The following is a 23462-nucleotide window of genomic DNA, read 5'->3' on the forward strand; positions in this document are numbered from 1 at the left end:
AAAAGTGTTGTTTTTATGATCATCATGTCTTATTGATTTACTAGACGCGATTAACGTATCCAACGCACAATATAATCTTCAATTTGTTCTTCATCGATTTCAGTTTCTGAAATACAACGCCCTGCAGCGGACTTCTTTGCCTTGATCACACTTTGACGTGAACCTGTATTGAGGTAATGCCAAGAAGGTAAATTCTTACCTTCACTTAATCGACGGTAGGCACAACTCGGTGGCAACCAAGAAATCGTGCTGAGCCGCTCAGGAGTAAGTTGGATACAATCAGGCACTTGCTGCTGTCGGTTAGGATAATCGGAACAACGCGCGGTGTTACAGTCCAGTAATTTACATGCCACTTTGGTATACGCAACCTCGGCTGTTTCTTCGTCTTCTAACTTGACCAAACAACATAAACCACAACCATCACACAATGCTTCCCACTCCGCGTTGCTGAGCTGATCAAGCGGATAGTGTTTCCAAAAGTTGGGACGCAGTTCGACGGACATACAGAGGTTTCAATACTAAAAATGAGCTTTCTATTATAGCATTCATCTTTGCTTTGCTGGCTTCAATCTCTTTTAATTGATTTAACACTTCTTTAAGTATTAAACATTTAAACCACATAAACACCACATTTTGTGCAAAAAAGCCGCGTTATAGTAAAAAAATAATGAAAAAATAGGAGGACACAACATGTTTCGTTGGGCCATTATTTTTGCAGTCATTGCATTAATCGCCAGCTTATTAGGTTTCGGTGGAGTAGCAGGGTTATCCAAAGACTTTGCTGTGATTTTACTGGTAGTTGCCGCAATTTTGGCGATCGTCGGCTTCTTATCAAGAGGCAAAGTTTAGTTCAATACTCACATCGCGAAAACATAAAAAGAAGAATCTTTGATTCTTCTTTTTTTATTACTGAAAGTCATGATAGACACTGCATTTCTCATTTTGCTATATCACTCATTTTACTTTTTTATGCTTTAATCAATGCATTCTAAAAATACAGATCAGGATTAAACAATGAGCTTCCCGATTAACACACGTGAAATTGAATATACCGCTCCGGATGGTCAACGCCTAATTGGTTATTTTGCTGCTCCTGCACTTGATATGCCCGTTGCTGGCGTGATTGTGGCGCCTGAATGGTGGGGTCGCAATGCTTATACCGAGCAACGTGCCCGTGAACTTGCAGAACATGGTTTTGCCGCTCTCGCCATTGATATGTATGGTGATAAAAAAGTTACAACCAGTGTGCCACAAGCCTCTGAATGGATGAATCAAACTTTTGAGCATGCGGATACCATTGTTGACCGTGCTCAAGCAGGCTTAAATACTTTAGCGGCTCAAACTGAAGTCAATGCCGACAAATTGGCAGCGGTTGGTTTCTGCTATGGCGGTAAAGTGGTACTAGATTTGGCGCGTTCAGGTGCTGATATCAAAGCCGTTGCCACGTTCCATGCGATATTAAGTCCGAAAGCCCCTGCTGAAAAAGGCAAAGTTAAAGCCGAGATTTTAGTCCTGCATGGTGAACTCGATAGCATGGTGACCTTGGATAATGTGGCCAGCTTCCGTCAGGAAATGCACGATGCTGCTGTTGATCATGAGGTGATTATTTTTGAAGATGCCAAGCATGGTTTTAGTAACCCTCTTGCAGATGAGCGTGCCAAGGCCAACAATGTTGACTTAGGCTATAACGCGGAAGCAGAACATCAAAGTCTTGAAGCGATGTATGAGCTGTTAGATAAACATTTAAAGTGATTTGAAAAGACGATCTCTAAAAACCCCATCTATACGGAATTGAGAGAATATATCGTTTGTTTAAATCCTAGAAAATTTCTACTCGTGCAAGGCGACATGGATGTCGCCCGTTGAACAGCATTACATGGACCTAATGTCAGTTCAACAAATGCTTTGGTTACTTTTACCCCGCCAAAAGTAAGGCATCGCCTGCACGTAAATATATAAACTTTCAAAAAATGGGGCAGTGCAAACTTAACGGAGTCTTACCAAATGCTCATCGAATTTCAAACCATGTCTTTGACAACCTGTGCCTCGTTTATGTTCCAATCGAATTTTAACGCCTAAAAAAACCTATTTCCGCTATACTACGCCTCTGCTTTTTACTGTTCTGATTCATGTCTGATTTCTCATTTTCTGATGCACTACTTACATGGTTCGACCAACACGGTCGTCACGACCTACCATGGCAAGTGGTCGATGATCCCTACAAAGTCTGGGTCTCAGAAATCATGCTGCAACAGACGCAAGTCAAAACAGTACTGCAATATTTCGACCGTTTTATTGAACGCTTCCCGACCGTAGAAACCCTAGGAAGAGCCAGTTGGGATGATGTCGCGCCTTATTGGGCAGGTCTCGGCTACTATGCCCGTGCACGCAATCTACATAAAGCAGCAGGCATTGTCAGTCACCAAGGGAAATTTCCAGAAACACTAGAACAATGGATTGACCTACCAGGCATTGGCCGCTCCACCGCTGGTGCGCTCATGTCACTTGGCTTACGTCAATATGGCGTAATTATGGATGGTAACGTGAAACGTGTATTGGCTCGTTTCCTCGCCATCGAAGATGATCTATCCAAGCCACAACATGAACGGGCACTCTGGCAAATTGCGGAAGATCTCTGCCCAGAAACACGCAATCATGATTACACCCAGGCGATCATGGATTTAGGGGCAACCGTGTGTACCCCGAAAAAGCCGCTATGCTTATACTGTCCAATGCAGCAACACTGCCAAGCCTATCAACAAGGCATGGAACAGGAACTTCCTTTCAAAAAAGCCAAGAAACCCGTTCCTGTCAAAACAGCCAATGTACTCCTGATCCAATCTGGAGATGAATGGCTGTGGCAACAACGTGAGGCACATGGCCTATGGGGAGGATTGTATTGCCTTCCAATCATTGAACAAGCAACCGAATTACAACAGATTGAACAACACTTCAAACTAAAAGCTCAAGTATCATCATTGCAGATTAGCCATAGCTTTACTCACTTCACTTGGTTACTGCATGAAAAACTGTTCCACGTGGAACACGATCAAAAAGAACAGTTGAGTATCGAATTAAATGGCATATGGCTAAGCCCAGAAAATGCGATTGCCAAAGGCATTCCAACAGCCATGAAAAAATTGATTACAGCCAAACAAAAGGCTTAACGCCGCAAACGCTGTATATCAAACGCAAGGAGTTTATGTGCGTCATTCGATTTCCTATACCGTTGTTGGCGTGTTGATGGTTCTACTTTCAGCATGTACCACTGCCCCCCCAAAACCAACGCCCTTGCCCAACGCGCAGGTAAATAAACTCAAAATGATGCGTTTAGACAGTCGCCTGCCAGTCCCAGTTAAAGGCGTGAGTCGAAACGAATTACGCGATACTTGGGGTGCGGCACGTAGTCAAGGTCGTAGCCATGAAGGTATCGATATCATGGCAGAGCGTGGTACGAAAGTGTATAGTGCGACCGAAGGCTTAGTTGCTGATTTACGTAATAATAATTTAGGCGGCAAAGTCATCTGGATTATTGGGCCAGCAGGCTCTTGGCATTATTATGCGCATCTGGATGGTCATAAGCGCGGCCTCAATGTTGGCGACTATGTGCGTAAAGGTGATCTGATCGGTTATGTGGGAAATACCGGCAATGCTCGTTATACCTCTCCGCATTTACACTACGGAATTTATTTAAATGGCAAAGGGCGTGGTGCAGTCAATCCATACCCGTATTTACGTTAGGAATCTACAATGTCAGAAGCATTGATTGAACGTCTGGTTGAATTTGCAGAGTCTGGAAATCAGCAAAAAATCGTCATGGGTGGTACCAGCTATCAAGGTTGGATCATGGAAATTACCGAAGATGCTTTGTTGATTAGTACAGGCTTTGCCGATAAATCAGGTAAAGACTTTTGGCTTAAGTTTACTGATTTAAATAGCGCAGAACTGTATTATTGGGATACTCGCCCAAATGAATGGGTGGCATTCCAACTTTAAATTATACTGTTCAAATAACAACAAGGAGCATCAAATATGTCAACTCAACGCTGTGGCTGGTGCTCCGATGATCCCCTCTATATTGCCTACCATGATCAGGAATGGGGCAAGCCGCAACATGATGAGGCCCACTTGTTTGAAATGCTCTGTCTGGAAGGACAGCAAGCAGGACTTTCTTGGATCACGGTACTGAAAAAACGCGAACACTACCGCTCACATTTCTTTCAACATTCCATCGCAGACGTCGCAGCACTCACCGATGATCAACTCGAACTTAAACTCAGTGATGCAGGTTTAATTCGTCATATCGGCAAACTCAAAGCCATCCGCGACAATGCCATTGCTTGGCTCAAGCTTAAGGATGAAGTCGAAGATGTCCCTGCTTGGTTATGGAGTTTTGTCGAACATCAAACTGAAAATAATGATGTGGCGAATTACCGCGAAGCACCTGCACAAACTGAGCTTAGCCAAAAACTATCCAAAACCCTAAAAAAACGTGGCTTTAAATTTGTGGGCCCGACCACCTGCTACGCTTTTATGCAAGCGGTTGGTATGGTCAATGACCACGAAAATGATTGCCAATTTAAATAACAAATCATCATCGATTTTCCTTGAATGGGAGTTCCAATGAGCAATAATCAAATTCGCGCTTATGCTGCAATGCAAGCAGGTGAGCAAGTGGTGCCGTACCAATTTGATGCGGGAGAATTACAAGCCCATCAAGTTGAAGTCAAAGTTGAATATTGTGGTCTGTGCCACTCCGATCTATCTGTGATTAATAATGAGTGGCAATCATCGGTTTACCCTGCGGTGGCTGGACATGAAATCATTGGCACTATCATTGCACTAGGATCAGAAGCCAAAGGACTACGCGTCGGTCAACGTGTTGGCATTGGCTGGACTGCTGAAACCTGTCAAGCCTGTGATCCTTGTATTGGGGGTAATCAAGTCCTATGTACAGGTGAAAAGAAAGCAACCATTATTGGGCATGCAGGCGGTTTTGCCGATAAAGTCCGTGCAGGTTGGCAATGGGTCATTCCCCTACCAGACGATTTAGACCCTGAAAGTGCTGGCCCACTGCTCTGTGGCGGCATCACGGTATTTGATCCTTTACTGAAACACAAAATCCAAGCCACACATCATGTTGGTGTGATTGGTATTGGTGGTTTAGGCCATATCGCGATTAAGTTACTCAAAGCATGGGGCTGTGAAATTACGGCTTTCAGCTCTAACCCAGATAAATCTGAGGAACTCAAAGCCATGGGTGCCGATCACGTGGTCAATAGCCGTGATGCGCAAGCCATCAAAGCACAACGTGGCAAGTTTGATTTATTACTGAGTACGGTCAATGTCACCCTAAACTGGCAAGCCTATCTCAATACTTTGGCCCCAAAAGGTAGTCTACATTTCCTAGGTGTGACTTTGGAACCGATCCCTGTTTCTGTCGGTGCCATCATGGGTGGTGCCAAATCTGTCACCTCATCACCAACGGGCTCACCGTTAGCCCTGCGCCAACTTTTACAATTCGCTGCGCGCAAAAATATCGCACCACAGGTTGAATTATTTCCAATGTCACAGCTGAATGAAGCGATTGAACGACTGCATTCAGGCCAAGCACGTTATCGCATCGTACTCAAAGCAGACTTCGACTAATTCATACTCTGCCGTACCCAATCCGCCAACTGTTGAATCGCTTGGCGGATTTCTGCTGTTAAAGCATGACCTGCATTTAAACGCAAAAAGTGTTGATAACGGCGGTCTTCACCGAAGACCTCACCGGGTACGATATTAATGCCTTTGCTTTGTGCTAGATAATACAATTCCAAACCCGTGATACTATTTGGCAGTTGCATCCATAAAGCATAGCCACCTTGTGACTGGCTTAATCTAATTGGAATACCCTGAAACACGTCGAGAATATAAGCCCGATACTGTTCAACCTGCTGCATCAGTTTAGGCCTTAACTGATCTAAATGTTCTCGATAACCACGACTGTAAATAAAATCGGCTAAACCGAGTTGCAAAGGCGTATTCACCCCCACATTGTTGGCCAATAATTGTGGTCTTAAATATTGCAGCTGTTGACCTAAGCAAAACCAACCGACGCGATAGGCGGTTGATAATGACTTGGATACCGAACCACACCAGATTACATAGCCTTCCTGATCCCAATAGCGAATAGGTAAAGGTCGTTCTTTTTGAAAGCTACATTCGCCATAAATATCATCTTCCAAAATAAAACATTGATATTTCTGTGCCAGTTGAGCAATCTGCTGTTTTTGTTCATTGCTAAGACAATAGCCCAAAGGATTTTGAAAATTGGCGGTGAGTAAACACAGTTTGGCATCACCCTGTTTCATAAAAAATTCTAAGCGCTCTAGATCAATGCCACGATGATCGGCTGGAATCTCAATAATTTTGCGTTTCAGGCTAGCCAACATTTGCAACTGACCATTAAAAGTCGGCGTCGGTACTAAAATACTATCACCCTCTTTGCTGATCTGTTGAATCAGTAGCGATAAGGCAGGCATACAGCCGTTGGTAATAAAAATATCATCGGTCGCAACATAGATACCATCTTCACGCCAATGATCAGATAAGGCTTTACGAAGTTGCTGATGTCCCTGCTTATTACAATATAAAAAATCTTCAGGCTGGCAATGTTTCAAAGCACGTTGCAAAGAGCGACGTAATCCATCGACAGGAATCAAATGCGGAGACAGTTGGATTGCCCCCAAAGGGGTTAAATGATGCTGGATCGAGGCAGTTTGAATTTGGTTTTGCAGATCTAAATTTGAAACCTGACGGGCTTTGGACTCAAAGTTGGGACTGTCAGGTACTGCACTTTGATATTGTCTTGAATTGACAAAATAGCCCGATTTGGCTTTTACATAGATCAGCCCCTTTGCTTCCAGCAATTCATAACATTGCTGTGCCGTACTTAAACTAATACTTTGCTGACGCGCAAATTCCCTTAAAGAACTCAACTTTTGTTGGGGCTGTAACTCATGCTGATAAATCTTGTGAGCCAATTGTTCTGCCAAGCGCTGATAGTGGAAAGTCATATCTGTACTGCTTTTTTATAAATTTCTGTATCTGTATTGGTTTATACAACACCTTTAAGCTATAAAAATCAACAGCCAAAGGATAAGACCATGAAAAATAATATCTTATTTATATTAAGCACCGTTTTATTTACAGGCTGCAATCTGACTGACCAAGCCACCTACCAGCAACAACAAGTGTGTAAATCGCTTTCTCAGGGCTATCTGCAAATTCAAAACCAACCGACCTATGAGTTATGGAAAATGGAGAAAAGCGATGCACCCGAACAGACTCGTATCATCAAAATGACCTATAAGAAGCCCAATGAAAATGGCCTGATGCTCTCAAGCAACTTTCTACCAACGGTCGAACTTGAATGCAAGCTACAACAGCAACATATTGTTGTTTCAGTGATACAAAAAACAGGGCCATCAATTCCGGTGCTGAATGTACAACTTCAAAATGATGCTATTGGCAAACCGAGAAGCCCTGACTTAATTGCTCAGTCAAAAACTCAATAAATAAACGGACACGTTTCGGCAAGTGCTCTTGTTGATAATAAACAGCATGGATGCTTTGATAAGAATATTCGATTTGATCTTCAAACAGCGCCTCAAGACGTCCTTCTCGAATGTCCTGCCAGATTTCAAATTCAGACAGCCGAGCAATACCCTGCCCACGCAAACAGAGTTGTCGAACAGTTTCACCACTTGACGCTCTCACTTTAGGCTGTGCTTGAAAATATTCACCCTCAATTTTAATCGGCCAAGTATTGATATAGGTTGGACGGGTAAAACCAATGACATCATGTTCAAGCAATGCTTGCGGCTGTAAAGGCGTGCCCTTGCGTTTTAGATATTCAGGACTAGCAACAATATAGATACGACTTTTACACACCAATTTGGCGTGTAAGCTGGAATCATGTAATTCACCAAAACGAAACGCCACATCGGTTTTATGCTCGAGTAGATCAATCACCAAATCATTACTATTCAACTCGATTTCAATATTGGGATAACACTGCCGAAACTTATGTACCAATGGCGTAATCACATGCAGAATAAAAGGTGTGGCGGAGTCAATCCGAATCACCCCTGAAGTATCTTGATCTGATTTCTGTAATGCTTCTTCGGCCGCATTCAAATCACTCAGGATTTTACGGGCATGTTGCAGAAACTGCTGGCCTTCTTGGGTAAGCTTTAATTTTCGCGTGGTCCGTTCTAGTAAGGTCACTTCGAGCTTGGATTCTAAACGGCTGAGCGAGCGACTCAGTCCAGATGCAGTCTGTCCCAGTCGTTCAGCAGCGGCAATAAATGAACCTGTATCGACGATGGTCATAAAAGCAAGCAGTTCTTCTACCGTAGACTTCATTGCCACCCTCTCAATTATTGATATTTAGTCAACTGTATTTTGCAAATTCCTCTATTTTTTAGCAACAATAATCATCGCAAAATAACAGCCATCCACAAAACAGCTCTTTAGAGCATGAAAAAAGATTAGGTGAAAAATATGCGTATCCCTCAATTCGGTTTAGGTACTTTCCGTCTTAAAGATCAAGCCGTCATTGACTCAGTTAAAACCGCTCTGGAAGTGGGTTATCGTGCCATTGATACCGCACAAGTTTATGAAAATGAAGCAGCAGTGGGTCAAGCCATTGCTGAAAGTGGTGTAGCCCGCCAAGATCTGTTCCTCACCACAAAAATCTGGGTCGACAATTTTGCTGAAGATAAATTCATTCCAAGCTTAAAAGACAGTCTGCAAAAACTACGTACCGATGCAGTTGATCTCACTTTAATTCATTGGCCGGCACCACAACTCGGTGTATCCATCCCAAGCGTGATGCAATTGTTATTAGAGGCGAAACAACAGGGTTTGACTAAACAAATCGGGATTTCAAACTTTAATATCGCCTTGACCCAACAAGCGATTGATAGCATTGGTGTAGAACACATTGCCACCAACCAGATCGAACTCAGTCCTTATTTGCAGAACCGCACCTTGGTCAATTTTTTACGTGAACAAAATATTGATGTGACTTCTTACATGACTTTGGCTTATGGCAAAGTATTGCAGGACCCAACCTTACTTGAGATCGCTGCACAGCATCACGCAACGACAGCACAAGTCGCTTTGGCTTGGGCCTTACAAAATGGTTTTGCGGTGATTCCATCATCAACCAAACGTGAAAATCTGATCAGCAACTTAAAAGCGCAAGACTTAACTTTAAGTGCAGAGGAAATGCAGTTGATCGCCCAACTTGAACGTAATGGTCGAGAAGTGAGTCCTGAACCATTTGCGCCTGAATGGGACAAATAACATGAGCAGCCGCATCAACCTTCCTTTGCTGGCACTGGCTATTGGTGCATTTGCAATTGGGACAACAGAGTTCTCTCCAATGGGGCTGTTGCCCAATATTGCCAATGATCTTGGGGTGTCGATCCCAAGTGCGGGCATGTTGATTACAGGTTATGCATTGGGCGTGATGCTCGGTGCGCCAATCATGACTTTATGGTTTGGTGGCTTTGCGCGTCGTAATGCCCTGATTCTACTGATGGCAATCTTCACCATTGGTAATCTGATTGCAGCCTTTGCACCCAATTACATGAGCTTAATGGGTGCCCGATTAATTACCAGCTTAAACCACGGCGCCTTCTTCGGAATTGGTTCTGTGGTGGCAGCCAGTGTTGTTCCAGCAAATAAACAGGCCAGTGCGGTGGCAACCATGTTTATGGGCTTAACCATCGCCAATATTGGTGGTGTACCACTCGCAACATGGGTGGGGCAAAACATTGGTTGGAGAATGTCTTTCCTCGCGATTTCAGCCCTCGGTGTCATCACCATGCTATCACTTTGGAAAGCTCTTCCTGTCGGATCTGTTGGACAAAAGCCAAATGTAAAAATGGAGTTAAGCGTTCTTACTCGCCTACCCGTGGTATTGGCATTACTCACAACCGTGTTTGGTGCCTCAGCGATGTTCACCTTATACACCTATATCGCACCAAGTCTGGTTGAGTTCACCCATGCCTCTCCAACCTTTATCACCATGATGCTGGTCTTGATCGGAATTGGTTTTTCTATCGGGAACCATTTCGGTGGAAAGTTTGCAGACTTATCTATTGATAAAACCCTGATTGGTTTCTTGGTGCTACTGATCGCGTTGATGGTCATCTTCCCAATCCTTGCTCAAAGCCAATTAGGCGCAGCAATCGGTTTGGTGATCTGGGGTGCAGCAGCCTTTGCCATTGTTCCGCCATTACAAATGCGAGTGATGTCGGTTGCACATGAAGCCTCAGGCCTTGCTTCTTCAGTGAATATTGGCGCATTTAACTTAGGCAATGCCATTGGAGCTGCAGCAGGCGGTGCCGTCTTAAGCCTCGGCTTAAACTATGCGGCAGTCTCCATGATTGGTGCAGTACTGGCAGGTATTGGTTTAATCTTGGTTTTCATTCAAATGAAATTAGCAAGCAAGCCAGATGCACCATTACAACAATGTCCGCAAGCTTAAGCTCAAATAAAAAAGCCTGATTTAAATCAGGCTTTTTTATTATTTCAATAAATCTGGTAACTTCGGTTGTGCATATATAGGATTATTCACTTCTTTTTTCATTTTCATCAGCATTTGATAAGGTTGCTGCTGCACAAACATATTCACAAAGCTCAATGGAATTGAGCCTGCTGGATCGGCATAGCCACTGGTTGTCACTTTAACTTTGTTATTTGCCAATCGCTGGAACGTCCAATCACCGGCATATTTACTTAACCGCACCACATCAGGCTGCTCAGGGTAATTATTCTGAATGGCATTGTTTTTAATACTAATGCTGCCATCCGAATTCTTAATCATTTTACCTTTAATCACCACATCACGGTCTTTTAAAGGAAATGGGAAGTCCAAAACCATATACAGGGTGAATTCACCTTTCTTATCATCACGTGACAGCATTTGTGCCTTGCCCACATATGGCACCCATTGCGGCGTACGTTCTACATCTAGTACTACTGCTACAGCGCGCTCTAAGGGTACGTCAAATGTGGTTTCAGCTTTATATTGGATAATCGGATTGTTTTCTGTTTGGTACGTCCAAACCTTAATATTGTTCCGATGCAAACTGAGTTTGGCTGTATCTGTTGCTGCAGTCACTGCAAAGCTGCTGAGACTGAGCAATGTGGCAAGAACGATATGTTTTTTATTCATGTCATGCTCAATTGTTGTAATAAGGGCGAGAGCTTGTTTCACTCCTCTCGGAAAGAAAGCTCAACAAGCTCTTTTATAGTACAAAAAAGGAACGTTTTAAACTTCAATCTCGTTAAAGCCTAAAACATCTTTCATATCATATTTACGCGCTTCACGGCCAACCACCCACGCCGCTGCACGGACTGCACCTGAAGCGAAGTTCATACGGTTGGTGGCTTTGTGTGTTACTTCCACACGCTCACCTTCACCAATAAACATCACCGTATGTTCACCGACGATATCGCCACCACGAATGGTTTCAAAACCAATGGTCTGACGATCACGAGGACCGGTATAACCTTCACGTCCATAAACTGCCACTTCTTTCAAGTTACGACCCAACGTATCGGCAATCGCCTCACCCATCATAAAAGCAGTACCTGATGGTGCATCCACTTTATGGCGGTGATGCGCTTCAATGATTTCGATATCCACTGTATCGCCAAACACCTTTGCCGCCAGTTCCAATAATTTGATCGAAACGTTTACCCCAACTGAATAATTGGCAGCGTACACCACAGGAGTCTGGGTTGCTGTTTCATCAAGGAATGCCTTTTGCTCATCTGACATTCCAGTGGTTCCAATCACCATTGCCACACCCGCTTCACGGCATAACTTTAAGTGCTGTTCAGTTGCAACCGGCGCAGTAAAATCAATCACCACATCACAGTCTTTTAATACATCACTCAAACTTCCCACAATCTTGACACCGATGTTGCCAATGCCTGCAAGTTCCCCTGCATCAGCACCCACCAAGCTGCTTTCAGGACGTTCAACAGCCGCTGCCAGTTGATAGCCTGCTTGTTGTACCGCTTGAATCAGAATACGCCCCATGCGTCCGCCTGCACCCAAGATTCCAATGCGTGGAGAAGATGACATAATTTTTCCCAGTCTTTTATTTAAACAATTCAGCTACTATAGCAAAACTCTGTGGCTGCGCTAAAAATTTCCAATAAAAAAACCTGCCGCAGCAGGTTTTTTTATTGATGTCTAATTAGTCAAATAGACGATCAAAGAATGATTTTTTCTTTGGAGAGGCAGCATGTCCATCACCATCAAAAGACGCTTGTAATTCTTTCAATAATTCACGCTGACGACTGTTTAGATTCACAGGCGTTTCAACCACAATACGGCAGAGTAAATCACCCACCATGCTGCTACGTACAGGGCGAACGCCCTTAGCACGCAAGCGGAACAATTTACCTGTTTGTGTACCTTCTGGAATTTTTAAGCTGACACGACCATCAAGGGTCGGGATTTCAATTTCTTTACCTAAAGCTGCATCTGCAATGCTAACAGGTACATCCATATAAAGATCTGCGCCATCACGTTGGAAAATTTCGTGTTCACGAACCACGACTTCAACGTATAAATCGCCAGCTTGACCATCACGGATGGCTTCACCTTTACCAGTTAAGCGTACGCGATCACCATTGTCCACACCCGCTGGGATGGTAACTTCAAGGGTTTGTTGACGATCTGCAACACCTGAACCATGACAGCTATTACATGGATTTTTAATGATTTTACCTTGACCACGGCAAGTACTACAGGTCTGCTGAACGGAGAAGAACCCTTGTTGCATGCGCACTTGACCTGCACCATGGCAGGTACGACAAGTTTCTACATCGTTTGGATTTTTTGATCCTTTTCCATCACACGTTTCACATGGCGCTGGGGCAGTAAAGGTAATGGTTTTTTTCACGCCTTTTACAGCTTCTTCAAGTGTGAGTTCCATGACATAACGAAGGTCTGAACCACGGCGTTGACGTTGTTGACGGCCACCGCCACCAAACGCACCACCAAAGATATCGCCAAACTGACTAAAAATATCTTCTGCACTAAAGCCGCCGAAACCGCCACCTGCACCACCGAAGCCACCTTCAAAAGCACTATGTCCAGCACGATCATACATGCTGCGCTTTTCTTCATCAGAAAGGACTTCATATGCTTCCGCAGCTTCTTTGAACTTTTCTTCTGCTTCAGCGTTGTCAGGGTTACGGTCTGGATGATACTTCATCGCCAACTTACGATAGGCTTTTTTGATCTCATCATCACTTGCGGTTTTCGAAACGCCTAAAACCTCATAATAATCACGTTTAGCCATGGTTGGCGATGCTCCTCACGGAATTTATTTAAATCTAAAAAAACAAATAGGCTCTGCCGACTTTCAAAATAAAAAGTCAACAGAGCCTTAATAGGGACTGTACGATAAATTTACAAGGTCTATTGCAATAAAAAAGCGATAATTTTAGAAAACAGCTTTATTCTTGAAGTACTTCGCAATACCTTTCAGCCAAGCATTCAATAAAAATAACCATGCAATTGAACTAAATACCACACCTGCGACCGTCATTGCCGTTACCCAGAGTGCGCTATCCCAAGCGAAAAAGAACAATGGAATAAACCATAGCGCTGCAAAGAAAGCCATCAGTAAAAACAACATCACATTACGCATAATCCAGAGTGCATGCGCATGTATCCATACTTCGGCATTATCCACAATCGCAACTTTTCGTGCTAATAGGTACGCAAATACAGCAAACACTATCGTAAATAATGCAAGAAACATGAACACATAAGAAATCGCCACATAGCGGCGATGCTGCTCAATACCGTCTTGCCCCATGCTCTCTATCACCTCATTCACAGCATTATGCAAAATTTGTCATGCTATGAAATTCAATTATTTTTTGGTCTTAAAATATAGGTGCTACTATATTGAAATTTTCAATCTTTCGCACCTTTATTCACAAAATAATTACGATAGTTGTGTTGTTTTCTTAACCTTAAACCATGCCGCATACAGTGCAGGTAGGAAAAATAAGGTTAATAAGGTGGCAACAATCAGCCCCCCCATAATTGCAACAGCCATCGGACCAAAGAAAATACTGCGTGATAAAGGGATCATCGCCAGCACCGCTGCCAGTGCCGTCAACACAATTGGACGGAAACGACGCATGGTTGCACCAATCACCGCATCCCATGGTGTATGCCCCGCATCAATATCTTGCTCAATCTGATCAATCAGAATCAGTGAGTTACGCATAATCATCCCTGACAGGGCAATGGTGCCAAGCATCGCCACAAAACCGAAGGGTTTATTGAATAACAGTAGGAACGCAACGACACCAATCAAACCCAATGGTGCTGTCAGTAACACAATGGTTGCCCGTGACATGCTACGAAGCTGGATCATCAATAAGGTCATCACCACAGCCAAGAACAATGGCATACCTGCATTCACTGAATTTTGCCCCTTAGCCGACTCCTCAACCGTCCCCCCCACTTCAAGCAGGTAACCACTTGGTAGATCTGCTCGTAAGCTCTGCATCTGATCAGCCAACTGTTGCACCACAGTTGCAGGTTGTAAGTGCGTGCGGATATCGGCACGTACCGTAATGGTTGGCAGGCGATTACGGTGCCAAATCAAACCTTCTTCGAAGCGCGATTCAATATTGGCAATTTGCGCTAACGGAACTGTTGTCCCTTTACTGGTCGGCACCGCCAAACTTGCTAAAGATGCGACTTCAACACGTTCTGATTTATCACCACGTAACCGAATTTCAATCAATTCACGTTTTTCGCGATATTGATTCATGACCGCACCCGTCACCGAAGCATTGAGGAAATTGGCTAAATCCACACTGGAAACGCCCATCTGACGTGCGCGATCTTGGTCAATTTCGATCGCAATGATTTTACTCGGTTCACCCCAATCCAAATGCACATTGGTGGTATTTGGATCTTCACTTAAGACTTTGGCAACTTTTTGCGCCCATTGACGTACTGTGCCGAGGTCCTCACCCGATACACGATACTGCAATGGATAACCCACAGGTGGACCATTTTCCAATAACGATACCCTTGTCCGTACTTGAGGCAATAACTGCTTAATCTGCTTGTCTAAAGAGCGACGGATTTCATCACGATCATCAAGGGAGGAAGCCAACACAACGAATTGGGCAAAACTGGCTTGCGGTAATTGTTGGTCTAGCGGTAAGTAGAAACGTGGTGAACCTGTTCCCACATAGGCCACATAGTTATCAATGCCCTTTTGCTTGGACAGGAACTGCTCCACCTTGTGTACCGCCTGTTCAGTTGCGGTCAGTGATGCCCCTTCTTCAAGTTTTAAATCCACCAGAATTTCTGCACGATTCGATGGCGGGAAGAATTGTTGCGGCACCAGTTTAAACATGGCCACCGACAACACAAAGATGCCTACGGTCACCGCAATCACGGTTTTGCGATAGGTAATACAGATTTCCACCACACGACCGAAGGCTTGATAAAACTTGGATTGATAAGGGTCATGATGCTGACCATGTGCTTCTACCACAGGTGCAGGTTGCTTACGCAGTCGCGCCCATAAACGTAGATACCATGCCGCCTGCTGATTCTGTTTAGTAAAATCGGGTAATAGCTTTTCACCTAAATAAGGCACAAATAAAACTGCTGCAATCCATGACACAATCAGCGCAATGGTCACCACTTGGAAAATAGAACGGGTGTATTCACCTGTCCCCGATTGAGCTGTTGCAATCGGCAAAAAGCCTGCTGCGGTAATCAAAGTTCCCGTCAACATCGGAAAGGCTGTGGTTTGCCACGCAAAACCAGCCGCTTTGAGTCTGCTATAGCCCTGCTCCATTTTAATCGCCATCATTTCAACGGCGATAATCGCATCATCAACCAGCAACCCTAAGGCCAGAATCAATGCACCTAAGGAAATCTTATGCAGTCCCACATCAAATAGATTCATGCCTGCAAAAGTCATTGCCAATACCAGTGGAATAGACAGCGCCACCACCAAACCAGTACGGAAACCCAGCGAGAAGAAGCTCACCAATAATACGATGATCACAGCTTCGGCCAAGACTTTTAAGAACTCTTGGATACTGCGTTGTACCGCAACAGGCTGATCAGAGACTTTTTGCAGTTTCATACCCAAAGGTAAGCTTTTTTGTAGGCGATTGAACTCGGTTTCAAGGTTTTTACCCAGCGCAATGATGTCGCCACCTTTACGCATCGAAACCGAAATACCAATACCATTTTCACCCATAAAACGCATACGTGGCTGAGCAGGTTCACTAAAGCCTCGATAGACCTCAGCCACATCACCCAGTTGAATGGTTTTATCACCGACCAACAACGGCATTTTTTTCAGGTCTTCGACACTATGCAAATGCCCACTGACTCGGATTTGAATACGGTCTGTACCTGTTTCAAAGAACCCCGCACCGGCCATGTCATTTTGTTTTTGAATGGCTTCCTGAATGGCGGTGACTGGTACACCCAGTTGTACCGCTTTGGTATTTGATAATTCAATCCAGATTTTTTGATCTTGCAGACCCACCAGATTGACCTTATTAACATCTTTGACCCGCTGCAATTGTAATTGCAAACGGTCGGCATATTCCTTCATCACCGCATAATCAAAGTCTTTACCTGTCAGCACATAGATGTTGCCGAAAGTATCGCCAAACTCATCATTGAAAAAGGGTCCTTGTACACCGCTCGGCAACTGCGAACGAATGTCGTTGACCTTCTTGCGCACGTTATACCAAACATCAGGAATGGCACTGGATGGCAAACTGTCTTTCGCGACAAAGGTCACCAAAGACTCACCCGGCCGTGAATAGGCCATGATGCGGTCATATTGACCTGTGGTCATTAATTCTTTTTCAATGCGATCAGTGACCAGCGTCGAGACTTCTTTGGCGGTTGCTCCCGGCCAATAAGTCTGTACGACCATGACTTTAAAGGTAAAGGGTGGATCTTCACTCTGTGACAGTTTGGAATAGGAAATAATCCCGACGATGCCGAGCAACAGCATAAAATAAAGGATAATCCCCTTATTCTTGAGTGCCCATTCTGAAAGGTTAAATTTCATGTTTAACCTCCCGCTTTTACAGTGACTTCACGATTATCACGATCGACAGGATGAATCTTTTGCTGGTCCCGCAGTAAATGTACACCACCGACCACAACCCAATCCGTTGCTTTTAAACCTGACACAACAGGCACACTATCTCGACCATAAGTGCCTAAAGTAACAGGTACTTTGCGTATGCTTTGATTGGCATTCACCACCCAAACATACGCTTGTTGATCATTGGCGGTCACACTGGATAGCGGTACACTCAACACGTTATTTTCATTTGCGACAAAGAATACTCGTGCACTCTGCCCGAGTTGAATCGTCGACTGCCCTTCAAGTAAAGAAACTTTCACCGTAAAGGTTCGAGATTGATCGGCAGCGGGTGAAACCTCGCGGACTTTGGCTGCAAAACGCGCATCTGGTTGCGACCATAAAGTGACCCATACCGGTTGCCCAACCTTGATGGTACTGACCGCCTGTTCTGGCACACCAAACACCACTTCACGTTCACCATCAATCGCCAACTGATAAACGGCTTGCCCTGCTGCAATCACCTGTCCAATCTCGATTTGACGTTGGGTAATCACGCCATTTTTATTGGAAACTAACTGGTTATAGCCGGTTTGATTGGATGACACTTCATAATTAGAACGTGCCTGCTGCAAACTGGCTTGTGCAGATTCATATTGATTCTTCACTGCATCAAACTGCGAACGGCTGACCGCATTGACCGGTAAAAGTTGCTGATAACGCTGATATTCTTCAGCAGCAATCTTTGCAGCTGCCTGCGCGCTATCTAATTGGGCCTTGGCTGCATTCATCTGCAACTGCGCATCTTTGACATCTAATTTTGCCAGCACTTGTCCCACTTTGACCCGATCACCGACATCAACATAACGTTCGGTAATCTGTCCCCCGACGCGGAAGGCCAAAGCAGTTTGCTGTCTCGCTTGCACATCCCCCGCATAGCTTTTTTGATCGACATGATTACTGCTCGGTTGCGTCACCATGACATAGGGAATTTCCTCAGTCTTCGGCACCTCTTTTTGACATGCGCTGAGGAGTACACTACTGACAATGAGTAACCCCAATATGATACGATTGATCTGATTCATCTCTTTGCGCTCTTATTCAAATTGATTTTTAAGGCGTGATATGAGCATTATCATAGATTGTTTATTTTTTAATTAATATACCCATGAGTACACTAATTAAAAATTAAAGCTAGAATTTTGATTTTTAAATTAATTAAAAGAGAACGATAACGTGCAAATCAACAGTGGTCGCCCTAAAGATTTAGAAAAAAGAGCCAAGATTTTACAGGCTGCAAAATCTATATTTTTAAAAATGGGCTATCACGCCACCAATATGAATCAGATTGCCAAAGAAGCTGGTGTGACCAAACTCACGGTCTATAACCACTTCCAAGATAAGGGCAATCTGTTTATCTGTGCGATTGAAGAAAGCTGTGAAGAATCGATTCGAACCAAACAGATTGAACTGACCGCAGATGCTGATTTTAAACAGGCGTTGGTGCTCATGTGTCAACGTGCATTAAGTATTATTTATCTGCCTGAAGCGCTGAAATTAGATTGCCTGCTGTTTGAATTGGCAGCGGAACAAAGCCCCTTAACCCAACAGTTTTTTGATGCCTCGCATACTCGAATGTGCAATGTCTGGTGTGATTTCTTTGAACAGGCCATCACCTTTAAATTTATTCGCGCAGATGAACCGCTCAAGCAAACGGAGCTGATCATCTCGCTGATGTTGGGTATCCGTCATCAGCAGGTTTTACTTGGTCTAGCCCCTGTGCCAACCGCAACTGAAATCAATCAGATGATTGAACATGCCATCGAAATTTTTATGCTTAAATATCAACCAATAAATTAGAGAATATTCACATTTTTTTACGTTCTGCTCTTGGAATGTCTCTCAATCGCGCTATAGTCGAGTGAGAACAACAGGAGAATTAGAATGATTCAGCAAATCACTGCTCCATTACGTGAAGATGTCCGCTTACTCGGCAATTTACTCGGAGAGACCTTAAAGCAACATGCTGGGCAAGATTTGTTTAATCAGATTGAGCAAATTCGCGCATTAGCCAAAGGCGCACGTGACGGCCAGATCGAAGCCGAAAAACAGCTCGAACAATTGTTTCTCGGTTTAAAAGATGAAGAGATTTTGCCGCTGACTCGCGCATTCTCCCATTTTCTTAACTTCGCCAATATTGCTGAACAATATCATGTGGTGCGTAGCCGTCGTCAGGCCGAGTTTGATGAACAAGCCCCAAGCCCAAACCCGCTGCCCCATTTATTCGAAAAATTCAAAACTCAACAGATCAATGCACAGCAATTGTTCCAACAGATCTGTGATTTAAAAATTGAACTGGTACTGACAGCACACCCAACCGAGGTCAGCCGTCGCACCCTAATTCAAAAATATGATGATATTACCGACTGCCTCTCACAGCTAGATCAACAAAAACTGACACCTAGAGAACGTCAGCAAACCATTGCTACCCTGAAGCAATTGGTCAGCTCAGCATGGCAAACCGATGAGATTCGTCAACATCGCCCAACCCCTGTCGATGAGGCCAAATGGGGCTTTGCGACCATTGAGCAGTCGCTCTGGAATGCAGTACCCAAATTCATACGTGAACTGAATGAACTGACGCAGCAGCATTGTGAACATGCCTTGCCTTTGAGCATCGCACCGATTCGTTTTGCCTCATGGATGGGCGGTGACCGCGATGGTAACCCGAATGTCACCCATCAAGTCACCCAAGAAGTGCTGTGGCTATCACGTTGGCAAGCTGCTGATTTGTATTTGCGTGATATTGAAAATCTGCGTTGGGAACTGTCAATTCAAAGTTGTTCTGAGGAACTGACTCAAGCATTGGGCTATGAACACCCTGAACCGTATCGTGAATACCTGCGTGACACCCGTGAACGTTTAAAAGCCACCCGCTATTGGTTGGGGCAACGCTTACAAGGTGCTGAAGCCGATGACAGCAATATCATCAAAGATAAAGATGAACTATTAGCGCCTCTACTCCTCTGCTATCGCTCATTGATTGACAGTAACTTAGCCGAAATCGCCAATGGACAATTGCTGGATTTCATTTATCGGGTCAACTGTTTCGGCATTGAATTGCTCAAACTGGATATTCGTCAAGAATCAGGCCGTCACCGTCAGGCCATTTCAGCCATTACTGAATATTTAGGTCTAGGCAATTTTGAATCGTGGACTGAACAAGCCCGTCAAAACTTCCTGATCCAAGAGTTACAAAGCAAACGCCCATTATTACCGAAGTTCTTCAATGAGCCAGAAGGTAGCCTGATTCAGCATCCAGACGTACTTGAAGTGTTTGCCACTATGCGTACCTTGGCGGAACAGCCGACCGAGAGTCTGGGCGCCTATATTATTTCGATGGCAGAATATCCAAGTGATGTACTCGCGGTTTTATTGCTGCAAAAAGAAGCTGGGATTCAACATCCGCTACGTGTCGTGCCTTTATTTGAAACCTTAAAGGATCTGGATGGCGCAGCCAAAACCATGAATACCTTGTTCAATATGCATTGGTATAAACAGCATATTCAGGGCAAACATGAGGTGATGATTGGCTACTCAGACTCAGCCAAAGATGCGGGCTTTATGTCCGCCAACTGGGCACAATATCGTGCTCAAGAGGAATTGACTGCAATTGCCAAACAGCATGGTGTGCAATTGACCTTGTTCCATGGTCGTGGTGGTTCAATCAGCCGCGGTGGTGCACCAACGCAACAGGCTCTGTTTTCACAGCCACCAGGTTCTATTTCAGGTGCGATCCGCGTCACTGAACAAGGTGAGATGATTCGCTTCAAATTCGGTCTAGAAGGTATTGCGCTGCAAAATCTGGAAATCTATACCGCTGCAACTTTAGAAGCGACCTTGTTGCCACCGCCTGAACCGAAAAAACAGTGGCGTGATCTGATGAATCAAATGACTGATTTATCCGTCAAAGTCTATCGTCAAACTGTGCGCGAAAATCCAAACTTTGTCAGCTACCTACGTACTGTTACACCAGAACTAGAATTACAAATGTTGCCATTGGGTTCACGCCCAGCCAAACGTAAAGTCAGTGGCGGTATTGAATCACTGCGTGCCATTCCTTGGGTGTTTGCATGGACACAGATCCGTTTGATGCTGCCGGCTTGGTTGGGTACAGGTACGGCGATTAATCAGGTGCATGAGCAGCATAAAAACACCTTGAACGAGATGTTGGAACAATGGCCTTATTTCCAGACCCTGATTGATATGCTAGAAATGGTATTGTCTAAATCTGATGCCGATATTGCCCTGTATTATGAGTCACATCTGACTCAAGATCAGGACTTAAAATTACTCGGTGTGGAATTACGTCAACGTCTGCAAAATGCAGTGGATACCCTGCTAAGCTTAAAGGGTGAATCTAAACTGCTCAGCAATAATGAGGTTTTAGATCAATCCATGCAGGTACGTAAACCGTATTTACTGCCGCTACATTTATTACAGGCCGAATTGATGAAACGTCGTCGCCTGTATCTGTCGGAACATCAAACCGAACACAGCCCTGTCGATCACGCCTTGATGGTCAGTATTGCAGGAATTGCTGCGGGTCTGCGTAATACAGGTTAAGCACTAAACTCGGCTTTGCCATCAATAGGAACTCTGCCTATTGATGGCAAGACTGGCAAAATATGCCATCTAAATTTTAAAAAGAGAAAAAATTCAAAAAATATTTTAAAAATAAGAGAGTTAACTTTTCAAACCATCAACACGAAAATAAATAATAAAACCGCTAGCTTATTTTGAAACAAATTTTACCAAAAGGTAAAAACATAAACTCACAATGCCTGTTCTGGCAATATTCTCCATGGCTTATAGGTGAAAGCTCGTTTTAAGACAGGGTATCATACGCGCTGATATCACATAATGAGTCTAATTTATGTCAAGTTGGTTTCCAAAATGGCAACCGTATCAGGGGAAGATCGATCATCGACCTGTTGCGACAAATGAATATTTACCGCCCTTACAAAGTGCGGTACTCGGGGTTCAACACGCATTTGCAATGTTTGGTGCAACAGTTCTTGCACCTTTATTAATGGGGTTTAGCCCAAACCTTGCCATTTTAATGTCAGGGATTTGTACCATCATTTTCTTCCTGATCACAGGTGGGCGCGTACCGAGCTATTTAGGTTCAAGTTTTGCCTTTATCGGTGTGGTTGCTGCGGCAACAGGACATATCACCGGCTCTGGGGCTAATCCTAACCTTTCGGTTGCACTTGGCGGGATCGTCGCCTGTGGTATTTTTTATGCCTTGATCGGTTTTGCGGTGATGCTGACGGGTACGCGCTGGATTGAAAAACTGATGCCCCCTGTGGTAACTGGTGCGATCGTGATGATCATTGGTCTCAACCTAGCACCTGTCACCATCAAAGGGGTTGCCGGTCAACCGTTTGAGATGTGGATGGCGCTCATCACTGTACTGAGTATGGGCATCATTGCCGTCTTTACCAAAGGCTTATTACAACGCTTATTACTGCTCGTTGGTCTATTGATCGCCTATGCATTGTATGCGATTGCCACCAACGTTTTAGGCTATGGCAAACCGATTGATTTCTCCCAAATCGCCGCAGCGCCATGGTTTGGTATTCCAAGCTTTTCACATCCAACTTTTGATTTAAATGCGATTCTGATCATTGCCCCTGTGGCCCTCATCTTAGTGGCAGAGAACTTAGGTCATATCAAAGCCGTGGGGGCAATGACAGGTGAAAACCTGACCCCGCAATTGGGCAAAGCTTTTGTTGCCGACGGTTTAGCCACTACCTTATCGGGCAGTGTTGGTGCACCAGGTATGACCACTTATGGTGAGAACATTGGTGTGATGGCCGTTACCCGTGTGTATTCCACCATTGTGTTTGTAATCGCAGGTGTGTTTGCAATTTTCTTGGGCCTTTCACCTAAGTTTGGTGCAGTGATCAGCACCATTCCAACCGCAGTCCTGACGGGTGCTTCGATTGTGGTGTTTGGCTTGATTACCATTGCTGGTGCAAAAATCTGGATCGAAAACAAAGTCGATTTCTCAAACAATAAAAACCTGATCATTGCCTCAGTCACCATTATTTTAGGTGCAGGCAACTTTGAATTGTTATTTGGTAGCTTTAATTTAGGTGGCATTGGAACAGCAACTTTTGCTGCGATTTTCCTGAACCTGTTATTCAGTTTAAAAGATAAAAACTAAACCCTTGAAGGCAGCGTAAGCTGCCTTTTTTTATTTTGCGAATGATA

The 23462-nt window shown here is 44.2% G+C and carries 22 protein-coding genes; 13 read left to right on the plus strand and 9 right to left on the minus strand.

The window, feature by feature from the left end; all coding sequences use genetic code 11:
- Positions 1-50: 50 nt before the first annotated feature.
- Positions 51-503 carry a YcgN family cysteine cluster protein gene (locus F896_RS16880; protein WP_016162497.1) on the minus strand — a complete coding sequence of 151 codons (453 nt, stop codon included), beginning with the start codon at positions 501-503 and terminating at the stop codon, positions 51-53.
- Between the two features lie 187 nt (positions 504-690).
- Between F896_RS16880 and F896_RS20305 the strand changes: the two genes are divergently transcribed.
- The 7 genes from F896_RS20305 to ahr all read left to right on the plus strand — a co-directional run bounded on the left by F896_RS20305 (position 691) and on the right by ahr (position 5649).
- Positions 691-849 (plus strand): DUF1328 domain-containing protein, encoded by a 159-nt coding sequence (locus F896_RS20305; RefSeq protein WP_016162498.1) that lies wholly within the window; start codon positions 691-693, stop codon positions 847-849.
- A gap of 165 nt (positions 850-1014) precedes the next feature.
- Positions 1015-1752 carry a dienelactone hydrolase family protein gene (locus F896_RS16870; protein ID WP_016162499.1) on the plus strand — a complete coding sequence of 246 codons (738 nt, stop codon included), beginning with the start codon at positions 1015-1017 and terminating at the stop codon, positions 1750-1752.
- Between the two features lie 377 nt (positions 1753-2129).
- Positions 2130-3167, plus strand: coding sequence for an A/G-specific adenine glycosylase (gene mutY, locus F896_RS16865; RefSeq protein ID WP_016162500.1), 1038 nt, complete (start codon positions 2130-2132; stop codon positions 3165-3167).
- A gap of 76 nt (positions 3168-3243) precedes the next feature.
- Positions 3244-3741, plus strand: coding sequence for a M23 family metallopeptidase (locus tag F896_RS16860; protein WP_277606262.1), 498 nt, complete (start codon positions 3244-3246; stop codon positions 3739-3741).
- Between the two features lie 9 nt (positions 3742-3750).
- The gene (locus F896_RS16855; RefSeq protein ID WP_016162502.1) at positions 3751-3996 is read left to right on the plus strand and encodes a hypothetical protein; all 246 of its coding nucleotides are present in this window, start codon (positions 3751-3753) and stop codon (positions 3994-3996) included.
- Between the two features lie 36 nt (positions 3997-4032).
- Positions 4033-4587: a DNA-3-methyladenine glycosylase I gene (locus tag F896_RS16850; RefSeq protein ID WP_016162503.1), complete on the plus strand. Its 555-nt coding sequence runs from the start codon at positions 4033-4035 to the stop codon at positions 4585-4587.
- Between the two features lie 36 nt (positions 4588-4623).
- A complete protein-coding gene (ahr, locus tag F896_RS16845) occupies positions 4624-5649 on the plus strand; it encodes an NADPH-dependent aldehyde reductase Ahr (RefSeq protein WP_016162504.1) in 1026 nt (341 codons plus the stop codon).
- Here ahr and F896_RS16840 read toward each other — a convergent pair.
- Positions 5646-7061 (minus strand): aminotransferase-like domain-containing protein, encoded by a 1416-nt coding sequence (locus tag F896_RS16840; RefSeq protein WP_016162505.1) that lies wholly within the window; start codon positions 7059-7061, stop codon positions 5646-5648. The two genes, ahr and F896_RS16840, sit on opposite strands and share 4 nt — an antisense overlap.
- 90 nt (positions 7062-7151) lie before the next feature.
- Here F896_RS16840 and F896_RS16835 point away from each other — a divergent pair, with 90 nt between their 5' ends.
- Positions 7152-7562, plus strand: a complete 411-nt coding sequence (locus tag F896_RS16835) for a hypothetical protein (protein WP_016162506.1) — start codon at positions 7152-7154, stop codon at positions 7560-7562.
- Here F896_RS16835 and F896_RS16830 read toward each other — a convergent pair.
- On the minus strand, positions 7510-8412 hold the full coding sequence (locus F896_RS16830; protein ID WP_016162507.1) for a LysR family transcriptional regulator: 903 nt from the start codon (positions 8410-8412) through the stop codon (positions 7510-7512). The genes F896_RS16835 and F896_RS16830 overlap by 53 nt on opposite strands.
- A gap of 138 nt (positions 8413-8550) precedes the next feature.
- On the opposite strand from F896_RS16830, the gene dkgB reads away from it, so the two are divergent.
- Both dkgB and F896_RS16820 read left to right on the plus strand, forming a co-directional pair.
- Positions 8551-9357 (plus strand): 2,5-didehydrogluconate reductase DkgB, encoded by an 807-nt coding sequence (gene dkgB, locus F896_RS16825; protein ID WP_016162508.1) that lies wholly within the window; start codon positions 8551-8553, stop codon positions 9355-9357.
- 1 nt (position 9358) lies between these two features.
- Positions 9359-10546: an MFS transporter gene (locus tag F896_RS16820; RefSeq protein WP_016162509.1), complete on the plus strand. Its 1188-nt coding sequence runs from the start codon at positions 9359-9361 to the stop codon at positions 10544-10546.
- Between the two features lie 39 nt (positions 10547-10585).
- Here F896_RS16820 and F896_RS16815 read toward each other — a convergent pair whose 3' ends face one another.
- From F896_RS16815 to F896_RS16790, 6 genes are all read right to left on the minus strand, one after another.
- Entirely contained in the window at positions 10586-11236 is a 651-nt protein-coding gene (locus tag F896_RS16815) for an START domain-containing protein (RefSeq protein WP_016162510.1), read from the minus strand.
- Between the two features lie 96 nt (positions 11237-11332).
- Positions 11333-12154: a 4-hydroxy-tetrahydrodipicolinate reductase gene (dapB, locus tag F896_RS16810; protein ID WP_016162511.1), complete on the minus strand. Its 822-nt coding sequence runs from the start codon at positions 12152-12154 to the stop codon at positions 11333-11335.
- Positions 12155-12269: 115 nt separating this feature from the next.
- Positions 12270-13382 carry a molecular chaperone DnaJ gene (dnaJ, locus tag F896_RS16805; protein WP_004803417.1) on the minus strand — a complete coding sequence of 371 codons (1113 nt, stop codon included), beginning with the start codon at positions 13380-13382 and terminating at the stop codon, positions 12270-12272.
- A 144-nt stretch (positions 13383-13526) separates the two neighbouring features.
- Entirely contained in the window at positions 13527-13904 is a 378-nt protein-coding gene (locus tag F896_RS16800) for a hypothetical protein (RefSeq protein ID WP_016162512.1), read from the minus strand.
- Between the two features lie 132 nt (positions 13905-14036).
- Positions 14037-17165 (minus strand): efflux RND transporter permease subunit, encoded by a 3129-nt coding sequence (locus F896_RS16795; RefSeq protein ID WP_016162513.1) that lies wholly within the window; start codon positions 17163-17165, stop codon positions 14037-14039.
- Positions 17166-17167: 2 nt separating this feature from the next.
- On the minus strand, positions 17168-18268 hold the full coding sequence (locus tag F896_RS16790) for an efflux RND transporter periplasmic adaptor subunit (protein ID WP_016162514.1): 1101 nt from the start codon (positions 18266-18268) through the stop codon (positions 17168-17170).
- A gap of 151 nt (positions 18269-18419) precedes the next feature.
- Between F896_RS16790 and F896_RS16785 the strand changes: the two genes are divergently transcribed.
- The 3 genes from F896_RS16785 to F896_RS16775 all read left to right on the plus strand — a co-directional run bounded on the left by F896_RS16785 (position 18420) and on the right by F896_RS16775 (position 23415).
- Positions 18420-19043, plus strand: a complete 624-nt coding sequence (locus tag F896_RS16785; protein WP_016162515.1) for a TetR/AcrR family transcriptional regulator — start codon at positions 18420-18422, stop codon at positions 19041-19043.
- An 84-nt stretch (positions 19044-19127) separates the two neighbouring features.
- Positions 19128-21809 carry a phosphoenolpyruvate carboxylase gene (ppc, locus tag F896_RS16780; RefSeq protein ID WP_016162516.1) on the plus strand — a complete coding sequence of 894 codons (2682 nt, stop codon included), beginning with the start codon at positions 19128-19130 and terminating at the stop codon, positions 21807-21809.
- Between the two features lie 310 nt (positions 21810-22119).
- Positions 22120-23415: a solute carrier family 23 protein gene (locus F896_RS16775; protein ID WP_004803411.1), complete on the plus strand. Its 1296-nt coding sequence runs from the start codon at positions 22120-22122 to the stop codon at positions 23413-23415.
- Positions 23416-23462: the final 47 nt, after the last annotated feature.

Origin of the sequence: Acinetobacter genomosp. 15BJ, assembly GCF_000400715.1 — a bacterium.
GTDB lineage: Bacteria > Pseudomonadota > Gammaproteobacteria > Pseudomonadales > Moraxellaceae > Acinetobacter.